We start from the raw sequence: 13455 nt of genomic DNA, 5'->3' as shown, positions 1-13455 counted from the left end.
TATCCCTCCTTCGTCGGGGATGCCGCTTATATCAGGGCTAATCACGAAACTTTGTATGTGTTTGTAACGTCCGGGTAAGCAGGTTTGAGTGAAGTTCGGCATAAAATATTTCGCGTAAAAATCAAGGGAAGATTCAGCGTTGGGAGAAGGAGAGCGACCCACGAGCGAAGAACTCTGTTCGAGCGGCTTGGGTCGCGATGGGAGAAGCTTGCCGTAGATTTTAAGTGAAATATTTGGAGCCTTGAATTTTTGCTTCTTTTGTTTCAAGACAAAAGAAGAAGTAGGTCTATACCAAATCCGCCAACTCCATCCCCACAATACTCCCTATCGCCACACCCATGCCACCCAGCCTTACGCCGCAGTACACATGGTCGGATAGTTGCTGTACAATAGGGTTCTTCTGGCTGCCTAGTCCCATTATGCCGCTCCAGCGATGGGCAACTGTAAAGTCGGTACCCGGAAGGATCACTTCGCGAAGGATTTTTTCCAGTTGGTTCTGGATGATTTCAGATTGCCCGAATCGCGTGGTAGTCTCGCCTTCAAAGTCAAGGTTGCGGCCGCCGCCAAAAAGGATGCGATTGTTGATATTGCGGAAGTAATAATACCCGCGGTCGATATGGAAGGTACCGCGTATGTCAAGATTGGGTATCGGTTCGGTAATGAGCACCTGGGCACGTGCGGGGGTAACGGCGCCATTTGTAATGCTGCTCGCAAACCCGTTCGTAGTGAATATTAATTTCTTTGTAGTAAAGCTGAAATCGCCCAGGCTTACCGTTACGCCATCCTGCTTTTCATGGTAAGCGGTAACGGTTTGGTTATTCAGTATAAGTATGTTTTGTGCAGCAGCTTCTTTCAAAAGCGCCTGCATCATCAGGCCGGTATCTATCTGCCCTTCAAACGGATTGAAGACAAGATACTCCTGTATTCCCTTAAAATCAAAGCGATCCACTTCTTTGGCGAATACATCGGCTTTAAATAGCGGTCGCAATACCTCATTTACAAAAGGCATTTTGCGCAGACATTCCTCATACCCGGCAGTATCATCCTTGAGGAAAAGCTCATAACCGCCATAGGGCTTAAAGTCGATGGCAGCATCGCCCAGCCTTTTGCGGAGTAACTGTAATCCCTGCCAGCGTTTTTGAATGAGGGAAATAACTTCTTCTTCGGTATGGTTGTTCAGGTCGCTTATGATTTCCGAAAGGCTGCCGAAGCAGGCGAACCCTGCATTCTTGGTACTCGCCCCCTGTGGTAGCGGGCCTTTTTCCAGAACCAGTATTTTGCTTTCAGGAAAGCGCTCACGTAGCCGTAGTGCCGTATGCAGGCCCACAATGCCGCTGCCCACAATAGTGTAATCAATATCCGTAAACCAGTGCTGAATTTCCCAATAGCTAAGGTTCATGGCATTGCGGAATTAAGTTTGTTTATTCTTTGTCGGCTATTTTCTCAGCAGCTTCCTCCTCGGTAACTTTATTGCCTTTAATAGCGTTCACGATTACCGGAACGGTAGTCACAAGCACGATGCCGATGATGATGATCTCAATATGCGATTTAAGGTCAATGCCCCAGCCAAGGAACAACTCCTGGAGGTAGTGCCCGGCAAATATGAGCGTAAACGACCAAAGCACAGAGCTTATGATATTGAAAAGCATGAATTTTTTCTTCTCCATCCCCACTACACCGGCTATGATAGGTGCAAAAGTCCGTATCACAGGAAGGAAACGTGCAAAAATGATGGCCCTTCCGCCGTGCTTTTCAAAAAAGTCATGCGATTGGATGAGGTATTTCTTTTTGAACCAGAAAGAGTCTTCTTTCTTATAAAGATAGGTCCCGCTTTTGGCTCCGAACCAGTACCCGAAGGTGTTACCCACAATCCCTGCTAAAGCAACAAATACAGATAGTACTGTTACGTTTAGGAAATCGCTGTCCATAGGCATCACGGTTGCCATGAGCTCATTGCTGTAAATTCCGGCAAGGAACAACAGGCTGTCTCCCGGCAGGAAAAATCCGGCGAAAAGCCCTGTCTCGGCAAAAACGATAAAAAGCACTACGTAGATGCCTACGGCTACCCCGCCTATTTCGAGGTTGATATAAAATTCAGGATTTAATAATTGTGTCCAGTGAAAACTGTCCATATAAGTTATGTTTGATGATTGATTGTATTTTTAGCTTCCCATTTATCCACAGCGCTGGTAGCAAGCGCATTGCCAAGTACATTGGTCATGCTGCGTGCCATATCGCAAAAATGGTCGATAGGCAATATCAGGGCTATCCCTTCCGGCGGTATGCCAAACATGGCACACGTGGCGACCACTACTATAAGCGAAGCCCTCGGCACCCCGGCAACGCCTTTGCTGGTAAGCATAAGCACCAGCAGCATTACCAATTGTTTTTCGATAGACATATCGATACCGTATACCTGCGCGATGAAAAGGCTGGCAAAAGTCATGTACATCATGCTGCCGTCAAGGTTGAACGAATAGCCCAACGGTAAGGTAAACGAAACGATTTTAGGGTCGCAACCAAAACGCTCCAGCTCTTCGGTAAGTTTCGGGAAAACGGCCTCGCTGCTCGTGGTTGAAAAAGCGATGAGCAAAGGGCTCGCAAGCCTTTTAAGCAGTGTCCAGAGCCTGTTGCCCAAAATCAGGTAGCCTACGGCAAGCAGCAATACCCATAATAATAAGATGCCTAATGCAAAGGATGCAAGGTAGTTGGCATATAGTTCCCAGATGTCGAAGCCGTAAACGGCAACCGCACCGGCAACCGCGCCAAATACGCCAAATGGCGCTACCCACATGATGTAGCCCACCATCTTCAAAATGGCATGCGAAATAATATCGAGCACTTTTATGACCGGCTTGCCTAATTCGCCAATAGCGGCTAAAGCAATACCGAACATTATAGAAAAAATTACAATTTGTAATATCTCATTTGTGGCCATGGCCTCCACGATGCTTTTAGGCACGACGTGGGTTACAAATTTTTCAAGGGAAAACGAATCAACATTCTTCACAAGCTCGTCTGCCGATGCAACCGATTCCATAGTGACATCGGTATTCCTGCCCGGCTGCAGCCAGTTGACTAAAACCATTCCCAGCAGCAGCGACACCAGCGAAGCTGAGATGAACCAACCCATTGCTTTGCCGCCTACGCGTCCTACAAGCTTCATGTCGCCCATTTTGGCAATGCCCACTACAAGGGTAGAGAACACCAGGGGCGCAATGATCATCTGCACCATACGGATGAAAATAGTACCCAGAAGCTTGATGCTTACAGCAAATTCCTTTGCTTCATCTTTAGTATAGCCCTTGTACACAAAATAGCCGAGACCGATCCCGAGTACGAGGCCGGCCAGTATGGCTATGAACAGTTTAGTATTGCTTTTCATCCATCAGGGCATTTAAAGAGCGTGAAATTACTCATATTTTTTTAAACCGTCTTTAGGCGCGGGATATTTAAGTGCCTGTTTTCTGCTTTTCGCACCTATTTAACAATTTTTCTGACAATATTTTATTTTTAAATATTTATATATTTTGTGAATATTTTACTTATAAAACGCATAATTGTTACAATTTTCACATATATTTTGTTTTTTGTTCAAATAATATTCTACTTTTATAGAAACTTGAATTTATAAAATATGAAAAAAACATTACTTGCCATTGCATTGGTGGTTTCCGGTTTTGCATTTGCACAGGAGGGCAAATTGTTCTGGAAAGCCACACCGGAGAAAAGCGGTATCCTTACCTTTAAAGACAGGGAAACGCTTCCTTCGAAACATTTGTACAACCTCGACATCCCGTCGCTGAAAGCTGAACTGGCAAAGGCGCCGCTGCGGGGTACTGTAAAATCTTCCGTTATCGTTTACTTCCCGAATGCTGAGGGTACGCTGGAGCGTTTCCGTATCGTGGAAGCGCCCGTGATGGATCCCGAGCTCACTGCGCGCTACCCTGAGATCAGGTCCTATGCCGGCCAGGGCATCGACGATCCAACCGCGATCATCCGTTTCAGCGTTTCACCTTTAGGCCTGCAAACCATGATGACCGCTGCCGACAGGCCAAGCGTATTTATCGAGCCGTATTCGACCGACCTGAAAACTTATTCTGTTTATAAGAGGACACAGAAATCGCCTCCTTTCACCAAATTTGAATGTGAAGTAGCCGACCACGCCCGCCGCCAGATCGCCGCAACCGACCTGGAGCAAAGGCCGAACGCCGACGACGGAAAGCTGCGCACCTACCGCCTGGCCATGAGCGTGACCGGAGAATATACTGCTTACTATGGCGGTACCAAAGCCCTTGCGCTTGCCGCTATCAACACCACCATGACCCGCGTGAATGGTGTGTTCGAAAAGGATTTTGGCGTAAATATGGTCCTTATCTCCAATACGGATGCGGTTATTTACACAAGCGCGGCTTCCGATCCGTATGGCAGTACCGATGCTAACTATAACAGCGAACTGCAGTCAACCCTTACAAGTGTTATCGGCAATGCCAACTATGATGTGGGCCACCTCATGTCGGCTATCGGCAATAACGGTAATGCCGGCTGTATCGGGTGCGTTTGCGCGAGCGGCAAGGGAAGCGGCTTTACAACCAGTACCGCTCCTGTAGGCGATAATTTTGATATCGACTTCGTAGCCCACGAAATGGGCCACCAGTTTGGCGCGAACCATACTTTTACCTTTAGCAACGAGGGTTCAGGCGTACAGAACGAGCCGGGCAGTGGTACTACCATTATGGGCTATGCAGGCATCACCGGCGCTACCGATGTCCAGCCGCACAGCGACCCGTTCTTCCATGCCGTAAGCATCCAGCAGGTAACCAACTATGTAAAAACAACCACCTGCCAGACCAATACCACGACCGGCAATGCGATACCAACCGCCAATGCCGGACTGGATTATACCATACCAAAAGGAACGCCATTCATGCTGACAGGCTCGGGTACCGATGCCAACGACAGCGGGCTTACCTACTGCTGGGAGCAGATGAACTCGGGGACAACATCCACAACCTACCCGAGCGTAACAGCGACATCGGGCCCGGCATTTCGTTCCTATGTGCCAACGACCGGCGGGTCAAGAGTGTTCCCAAGGATGGCGACCATTAAGACCGGCGCTACCTCATGGCAATGGGAAGCGGTGCCGAACGTAGCAAGGACACTTAACTTCAGGCTTACCGTACGCGATAACCACGCAGGCGGCCCGGCCAACAATAGTGACGATATGGTAGTAACCGTAAATGCAACAGCTGGGCCATTTACCGTAAGTGCGCCAAATACCGCAGTTTCATGGGCGGCAGGCTCTACGCAAACCGTAACGTGGAATGTAGCAGGCACTACGGCCAATGGCGTTAATGCTGCCAATGTGGATATCCTCCTTTCTACCGACGGAGGCGACACGTATCCGATAACCATATTAAGCGGTACACCGAATGATGGCACGCAAACCATCACGGTACCGAACAATCCGGGCACAACCAACAGGATCATGGTTAAAGGCTCGAACCACATCTTCTTTGATATTTCGAATGCCAACTTTACCATTACCGCAAGCGGAGGAGGCGATGCAACCCCGCCAAGCACACCACTCAATCTTGTTGCATCGGGCACTACGCAAACTACAACCAATCTTTCATGGTCGGCCTCAACGGATAACATTGCTGTAACAGGTTATGATGTGTACCAGGGAGCTACGCTGAAAGCCAATGTAACCGGCACTACTTATACTGTAACAGAGCTTACGGCTGCAACGGCTTATACTTTCTCGGTAAAAGCAAAAGATGCGGCGGGCAATTCTTCAGCGGCAAGCAACACGGTAAGTGTAACGACACTTGCAGCTACCGGAACCTATTGCGCATCGGCAGGCACTACAGTATCCGATGAGTATATCGGCAGGGTACAATTAGGTACGATCAACAATGCTTCTGCAGGAGGCGCAGGCGGTTATACCGATTTTACATCTTTATCAACCAACCTGAATAAAAGCACGGCGTATACCATAATGGTAACCCCAACCTGGACTGGTACGGCCTACGCCGAAGGTTATGCCGTATGGATAGACTATAACGGCGACAAGGACTTTGACGATTCCGGTGAATTGGTTTGGAGCAAAGCTGCCGCGACAACAGCCCCGGCGACAGGAAGCTTTACGGTTCCGGCCACGGCGGCAACAGGCGCTACCCGTATGCGCGTGTCGATGAAATACAATGGCGTACCGACAGCCTGCGAAACCTTCTCGTATGGCGAAGTGGAAGATTATACTGTCAACATACAGGCGGGTTCTGCAGATACAACCGCACCTACAGCGCCAACACTTACCGCTTCTGGCACGACCCAGACTACTACCAATCTTTCCTGGACAGGCGCTACCGATAATGTTGCCGTAACAGGATATGATGTGTACCAGGGGGCAACCATTATCACCAGCGTGACCGGGACAACTTACACAGTAACCGGCCTTACGGCAGCCACGGCCTACAGTTTCTCAGTGAAAGCCAAAGATGCGGCAGGCAATATTTCTGTGGCCAGCAATATGGTGAATGTGACTACCCTCAGCAACACGCTAACCTATTGTACTTCCAAAGGCAACAGCGTGAGCGACGAGTACATCAACAGGGTGCAGTTTGGCACTATCAACAACCTGTCGGGTGCCAATGCAGGGTATGGCAACTTTACTTCGCTTTCAACTTCGGTAAGCAAAGGCAGCGCGTATACCATTACGATCACCCCGGCATGGACAGGCAGCACCTACAATGAAGGCTACGCGGTGTGGATCGATTATAATGCCGATGGCGATTTTTCCGATTCGGGTGAATTGGTGTGGAGCAAAGCAGCTTCGACAACCACCCCGGTGAGCGGCTCGATCACCATACCTTCAACAGCATCAACAGGCGCTACACGTATGCGGGTTTCAATGAAATATAATGCCATACCTACTGCCTGCGAGGCGTTCTCTTATGGTGAAGTGGAAGATTATACGGTAGTTATAGGCAGTTCGGCAAGGGCAGCAGAGTCTTCCACCGTAGCGATTACATTGTATCCTAACCCGTCGGAAAATGTACTGAACATTACGAACATCTCCGAAAAAGCAGCCTATACGATATATACCATAGCAGGCCAGGAAGCCGGTAAAGGTATTCCTGTAAATGGCGTCGTAGATGTATCGCGCCTGGCAGCAGGAAGCTATCTTATCGAAATAAACGATAACGGAACGCGATCCATGCTGAGGTTCATCAAAAAATAATTGTTGCTAACTCCAAATTGAAAAGGACTGTCTCGAAAGGGGCAGTCTTTTTTGTTATCATTTTTTATCATGTATAAGCTTCCTCGCAAACTCCATTTCCGCATCATAGCCTTTTAAAAATTGACTAATGTCCGGCTGTATGTTGTAGTCCGGCAATACGCCTCTCCCAAAAGGCACCTTAGGGCTTACATCCAGTACGAATTTTAGCAGTGGCAAGTCGGTTGTAATGCCCGTATTGGGCAGTGTAAGTTCCAGGCTGTAGCCGCTTGTATTGCCGTAATAGCCGCCGCCCACTTCTTCACCGATAAATAGTGCATTCGTATGCTCCCGCATCAGGCAGGCAAACTCCGCGCCGCCCGAATACGTCCACCCGCTGGTAAGCACATATACATCTCCTTTATACGGTTGCGGCTGTAAAGGCGCTGCCGATTCAATGCCCGGCTTGCGCAGTATCCTGCCATCTTCAGAAAGATAGTGTTCTTCCTTCAGGTCGGCTTCCAGTTCCGCACGGTCTTCCGGCTTGCTGTAGTCGGTGTATTGAAGGAAAGAATAGGTAAATCCCGAAGCCTGCACATACCTGTACTTGTTATATGGCTTACCGGTAAGGAATGAGAACAGGAAATCCTCGTTTCCCTCCGACCCGCCGCCATTCTCACGAATATCGATGATTAGCGCTTTTGGCTTTACTGCCTTAATCGAATCAAAAGCCGACCTGATAAAATCCTTAAAGTCCATGCCGGCGGTTTTATACTGCTTATTGCTGAAGGTATTAACGGCAAGAATGGCTATCCCGGGCTCAAATGTCAGGGAGGCGGGAGGAAGGTGGCCCTTCATGATGCCTTTTTGCTTTAATGTCCCGGTTATAGATTTGAATAAGGCAAAGCTGCACGCTCTAACTGTATGATGTTGCTTGTGGCCCCCGGGATCTCGGGTATCGAGCTCAAAACTTTCCGGCTGCCCTACGGTTTTTGCATATTCCCTTGCGAGCCCGGAAAAGTCGAGATACCTGAATTTGGAGGATCGCACAAAACCATCGGCGGCAAAGGTGTTAAAGATGTGACGGTAGATATCGGTAATAGCAACACTATTCACCGCCAGCAGTTCATGGCCTGTTATCCTGGCTTTTTCATCGGGGTCATTGAGGATATATACCTTTTCATTAAGGCTTACCACCTCAACCGGGAGGAATTTTCCATGCACGGAGAGATAGTCATTTGCCATTTCCGGAAGTGCGATATCGCAATGGTCTTCTTTGGCAAATGCCACAATTGGCGCAACGATATTGTAGAATTCGAATACGTTAAGACTGTCGGCAATTTTATTGCGCTGGCTTTTCACTATCGAGTCAAATTGCTCCTTCGATGCATACCGGTATAAACCTGTATGTGCTTCTTTTAAGGCTTTTACTTCGAGGTCAAAGTCTTCTTCTGCCTGTTGGCGGGTAAATTTTGGCATCGGCAACGCGGAAAAGTCCTGCACCACCTTTTTCGTTCCGGCACAGGACGCGAAAATTATAAGGAGCAGGATGAAGGGTGTCTTTTTCAAAATAAGGCAATATCAGGTTATTTAGTAATGCGGTAAACTATTCCGTTTTGGCCGCAAAAGTCGATAGTATGGCAATACTCCATACCGAGTTTCTCAAGCACTCTTACCGATGCTATATTGGCTTCCATTGCCCGCCCGACAATAGTGGTTAGCCCCAATTGGTGAAAGCCATAGTAGATGCATGCCTTTGACGCTTCGGTCGCATAGCCTTTGTTCCAGTAGCGCTTAAAGAAACGGAAACCGATATCATGCTCATCGCTTTCTGTTGAATATTTCAATCCGCACCAACCTAAAAAAACATCATCTTCTTTTCGGATCACTGCCCACCGGCCAAAACCATATTCTTTGTAATGGCTGTAATTTTCAAGGAACCTGTGGGCTTCTTCAATAGTTACAAATGGTGCATCACCGGTAAACTGCATTACCTCCGGGTCGGCATTGAGCAGGTAAAAGCTTTCGGCGTCTGCTGGGGGTAAGTTCGCGGAGGTAAAGGCGTTTCGTTTGAAGGACCGGCATACAATAGCTATTTATCAAATATAAGCAATGTGTCTGATAAAAAAGGTGCCTTTTACTTTGTGCAGAAAATCATATCCAACTAATTCGTAATTTCGCAGCCATAAAACCCTCACTATGCTTCGAAAGTTTTTCCGCTTCCTTTTTAAAGTATGCCTTTGGTTTATCGTCTTGTCTGTTGGCTCGGTCGTGCTGTTCCGGTTCATCCCGGTGCCGTTCACGCCGCTGATGGTAACCCGCGCGCTGGAACAGAAATTCGATGGTAAAGAAATGACGGCGAGCCATGACTGGGTTCCGCTTTCGGAAATTTCGCCCAACCTGCAAAAAGCGGTCATTGCCAGTGAGGACGACACCTTCCTGACACACCACGGCTTTAATTTAAAGGCAATTCAAAAAGCGTATGCCGGTAATGAGAAAGGCAAAAGGCTGAAGGGTGGCAGCACCATATCGCAGCAAACCGCCAAAAATGTTTTCCTGTGGCAGGGCAGGAGCTATATCCGTAAAGCGTTCGAAGCCTATTTTACCGTGCTCATAGAACTGCTTTGGAGCAAGGAGCGCATTATGGAGGTATACCTTAACAGCATCGAAATGGGTCCGTATGTTTATGGTGCACAGGCAGCCGCGCAGCATTGGTATCATAAAGATGCCGCGAACCTTACCAAAAACGAAGCAGCCGGTATTGCGGCCATATTACCGAACCCTTATATTTACCGGGCTATACGCTCTTCGGGCTATACCGAAAGACGTAAGGGCAGGATTATAAAGCTAATGCGCTACGTTAAACTCGACTATTAATGCATAAGAAGTGTCTTGCCATCGCAGCCTTATTATGCTCTGCTATTTTATGGGCACAGAAGCCTGCTGAAATTGGCCTGGTATCCGATAACGACCTGTACACTTCTCCCATAAACGACCAGTATTATACCAACGGCATCGAATTGTTTTACCGCTATCTGGGGAAAAGGAACGATGAGAAATTAGCTAAGAAAATTACCGAATTCCGTGCAGGGCAGTATATTTTTAATCCACAGTCGGTGCGGGCAGGAGACATCAATGTAAATGACAGGCCTTTTGCCGGCTACCTTTTTGCGCAGGCGGGCATCAATACCTTTTACAAAAGTGAAAGTGTATTGATGCTCAATCTCCAGGCAGGTGTAGTGGGGCCGGAGTCGTATGCCGAAGAAGTCCAAAGAGGGCTCCACAAGGTTTTTCATTATCCGAGGGTGCAGGGATGGCAATACCAGATAACTACTATCCCCGCGATACAGGCCAATGTGCTTTATTCCAAAAAGATATTCACGGACACCTATAAAGATAAAGTAGACTTCCACCTACAGGGCGAAGCCAGCATAGGCACGATATGGACAAGCGTTTCCGTTGGCCCGATGGCGCGGATAAGCCTTCGAGGGTTGCTGTTACCGATGTACGAATCGGCACTGCATGGCGCAACACTCAGCCACGACCGGGATTATAAGAACAAGCGCGACCTGTTTTTGTACCTGAACCCCGTGATCCAGTACATGCACCATGATGCTACCATTGAGGGCAGCCCTTTTAACAACGACAGTCCTGTTACTTTCCCGTTAATCCCTTTCCGGTTCAATGCCGAGGCAGGCATAAAATACCGCCGCGACCAATGGAACTTTACCTATGCTTTCCATTACCGCGGCAAAGAGCTCTCCAATAATGTCATCACCGGGTTTTATTACGGGTCGATACAGGTAGGGTATTTATTGCACTAATCAGCCCCCTAACCCCCGAAGGGGGAACTCTATTCATGCTCTAAAAACCTGAATGATTGTCTGTGCTTTATCACGTACTGTCGGCACGTCCCGACTCCCTCTCCTTTGGAGAGGGCTGGGGAGAGGACTTTTTACCATGTGTGATATCTGAAAACTGCGACTGAATACTATTTACGGTCTCGGCGTTTTCCCCATATTATACAGCGTAAACGCCTGTATATCGCTCAGCTCGGCAATGGTTTGCGCTACCGATTTCCCTGCGCCATGCCCGGCATTCACATCGATTCGGATTAAAATAGGGGCATTGCCTGCCTGGGCTGCCTGCAATGCTGCTGCAAACTTAAAGCTGTGCGCCGGTACTACGCGGTCGTCATGATCGCCGGTGGTTACCAGCGTTGCCGGATATTTAGTCCCCGGTTTTATATTGTGCAACGGAGAATAGCCTTTCAGGTAGTTAAACATTTTGGCATCATCGGCTGAGGTGCCATAATCGTAAGCCCATCCGGCACCTGATGTAAATGTGTGGTAGCGTAGCATATCGAGCACACCAACCGCAGGCAAAGCCACTTTAAATAATTCCGGGCGCTGTGTCATGGCAGCGCCTACCAGCAATCCGCCGTTGGAGCCGCCCCTGATAGCAAGATAATCGGATGAGGTGTATTTATTGGAAATAAGGTATTCGGCAGCGGCAATAAAGTCGTCAAATACATTCTGTTTCTGCATTTTAGTACCGGCATCATGCCACTTCCGGCCATATTCGCCACCGCCGCGCAGGTTGGCTACCGCATAGATACCACCGTTTTCAAGCCAAACCGCATTGGCAATGCTGAAGGTTGGCGCCAGGCTGATGTTAAACCCGCCGTAACCATAAAGGATCGCCGGGTTGGTGCCGTCCAGTTTCAGGTCTTTCCGGTAGGTGATGATCATTGGTATCTTGGTCCCGTCTTTAGAAGTATAGAATACCTGTTTCGAAGCATAATTATCACTGTTGAAATCCACCTTTGGTTTTTGGTACACTTTCGATTCGCCGGAATTTACATCATACGAATAAATAGTTCCCGGAACTACATAATTGGAAAACGAATAATACAGCACCGGCTCGTCCGTTTTACCGCTAAAGCCTGCTACAGCGCCTAATCCCGGGAGCGCCACTTCGCGTATCATTTCGCCATTAAAGTCATACTGCTTAACGATAGAAACCGCATCCTTCATATATACGGCAAAAATATAATTGCCGCCAACAGCAGGCGATAGCACGTTTTCAGTTTCGGCAATCACATCTTTCCAGTTGGCCTGTTGCGGGTTGGCAGCATCCACGACTACAATTTTGCCATTGGGTGCATTGTAATTCGTATAAATATAGAGCCTGCCATTGCGACTGTCAATCACCTGGCTGTCGTTGTCAAAGTTGTCCGTAAGCGCAATGATCTCATTATCTTCACTGCGTAAGTCTTTTACAAAAAGCTTTTTGCCCGATGTAGAGTTCGCCGCAGTAATCACAAGGTAGCGCTGGTCTTCGGTCACGTAGCCGCCTACATAGCGTATTTTCTGGCCTTCGCCAAAGATCACCCGGTCTTCTTTTTGGGTAGTGCCAAGCTTGTGGTAATACAGCTTATGGGTATCGGTCTTCGCCGAAAGCAGGCTGCCTTCCGGCTTCTCATAGGTAGAATAATAAAAACCGTTGCTGCCATTCCAGGCAATGCCGCTGAACTTTACATTCTCAATGATCTCTCCTGTAGGCTTTTTATCAACGGAGTTCATTATAATGATCTTTCCCCAGTCGCTGCCACCTTCGGATATCATGTAGGCCGTCATATCACCTGCTTTGGAAAACTGTATCTGTGCGAGTGAGGTAGTCCCGTCTTTAGAGAATGTATTCGGGTCCAGGAACAGCTCTTCGTTGCCGTTCTTGTCCTTACGGTACAGCACCGACTGGTTTTGCAGGCCGTTGTTTTTATAATAATAGTAGTAATCCCCTTCTTTGAACGGCGCCGAAACCTTCTCATAATTCCATAGCTTTTCCATGCGGGCCTTTATGGCATCACGAAAAGGGATCTTCGCAAGATAATCAAACGTTACCTTGTTTTGTGCCGTGACCCATTTGGCGGTTTCGGGAGAGCGGTCGTCTTCCAGCCAGCGGTAGGGATCGGGTACTTTCGTTCCAAAATACGTGTCGGTGGTTTTGCCTTTTTCGGTAATCGGATATTTTATCTGCTGCGGTGTCTTGGGTGTCTGTGCGTTCATGGTAAAGCCGAAGGCCAAAGCCAGGGCCAATACGGTGTTTTTCATTGTTAGTATGTTAGATACACAAAAATAACAATAAGTTGAGTAACTGTCTAAATTAAAAAAAATCAATTTAACCACATAGGCACATAGCTTTTAGAAAGGAGTCATAAACCCAATTAAGTGGCA

9 protein-coding genes are annotated in these 13455 nt (G+C 48.0%); 3 read left to right on the top strand and 6 right to left on the bottom strand.

Translation table 11 applies throughout. The features are described 5' to 3' along the window. Positions 1-286: 286 nt before the first annotated feature. Genes HYN59_RS03340 through HYN59_RS03330 form a run of 3 tightly spaced genes read right to left on the bottom strand, consistent with a single transcriptional unit; the run spans position 287 to position 3385 of the window. Positions 287-1399 (bottom strand): NAD(P)/FAD-dependent oxidoreductase, encoded by a 1113-nt coding sequence (locus tag HYN59_RS03340; protein WP_108776914.1) that lies wholly within the window; start codon positions 1397-1399, stop codon positions 287-289. Positions 1400-1421: 22 nt separating this feature from the next. Next, the gene (locus HYN59_RS03335; protein ID WP_108776913.1) at positions 1422-2132 is read right to left on the bottom strand and encodes a DedA family protein; all 711 of its coding nucleotides are present in this window, start codon (positions 2130-2132) and stop codon (positions 1422-1424) included. A 5-nt stretch (positions 2133-2137) separates the two neighbouring features. Next, positions 2138-3385, bottom strand: a complete 1248-nt coding sequence (locus HYN59_RS03330) for a dicarboxylate/amino acid:cation symporter (RefSeq protein ID WP_108776912.1) — start codon at positions 3383-3385, stop codon at positions 2138-2140. Positions 3386-3637: 252 nt separating this feature from the next. Here HYN59_RS03330 and HYN59_RS03325 point away from each other — a divergent pair, with 252 nt between their 5' ends. Beyond that, positions 3638-7243 carry a GEVED domain-containing protein gene (locus HYN59_RS03325; protein ID WP_108776911.1) on the top strand — a complete coding sequence of 1202 codons (3606 nt, stop codon included), beginning with the start codon at positions 3638-3640 and terminating at the stop codon, positions 7241-7243. 57 nt (positions 7244-7300) lie between these two features. Here HYN59_RS03325 and HYN59_RS03320 read toward each other — a convergent pair whose 3' ends face one another. After that, positions 7301-8788, bottom strand: coding sequence for a S41 family peptidase (locus HYN59_RS03320; RefSeq protein ID WP_108776910.1), 1488 nt, complete (start codon positions 8786-8788; stop codon positions 7301-7303). Positions 8789-8805: 17 nt separating this feature from the next. Next, positions 8806-9210, bottom strand: a complete 405-nt coding sequence (locus tag HYN59_RS03315) for a GNAT family N-acetyltransferase (RefSeq protein WP_342748346.1) — start codon at positions 9208-9210, stop codon at positions 8806-8808. A 208-nt stretch (positions 9211-9418) separates the two neighbouring features. Between HYN59_RS03315 and mtgA the strand changes: the two genes are divergently transcribed. Both mtgA and HYN59_RS03305 read left to right on the top strand, forming a co-directional pair. After that, positions 9419-10096 carry a monofunctional biosynthetic peptidoglycan transglycosylase gene (mtgA, locus tag HYN59_RS03310; RefSeq protein WP_108776909.1) on the top strand — a complete coding sequence of 226 codons (678 nt, stop codon included), beginning with the start codon at positions 9419-9421 and terminating at the stop codon, positions 10094-10096. Then, positions 10096-11043, top strand: a complete 948-nt coding sequence (locus HYN59_RS03305; protein ID WP_108776908.1) for a lipid A deacylase LpxR family protein — start codon at positions 10096-10098, stop codon at positions 11041-11043. The genes mtgA and HYN59_RS03305 overlap by 1 nt, the downstream gene beginning before the upstream one ends. Positions 11044-11214: 171 nt before the next feature. On the opposite strand, the gene HYN59_RS03300 is transcribed toward HYN59_RS03305, so the two are convergent. Next, positions 11215-13332, bottom strand: coding sequence for a prolyl oligopeptidase family serine peptidase (locus HYN59_RS03300; RefSeq protein ID WP_108776907.1), 2118 nt, complete (start codon positions 13330-13332; stop codon positions 11215-11217). Positions 13333-13455 lie beyond the last annotated feature (123 nt).

It is taken from the genome of Flavobacterium album (assembly GCF_003096035.1).
Taxonomy (GTDB): domain Bacteria; phylum Bacteroidota; class Bacteroidia; order Flavobacteriales; family Flavobacteriaceae; genus Flavobacterium; species Flavobacterium album.
Note: the sequence above shows the minus strand (reverse complement) of the source record. Positions and strands in the feature narration are given on the sequence as shown.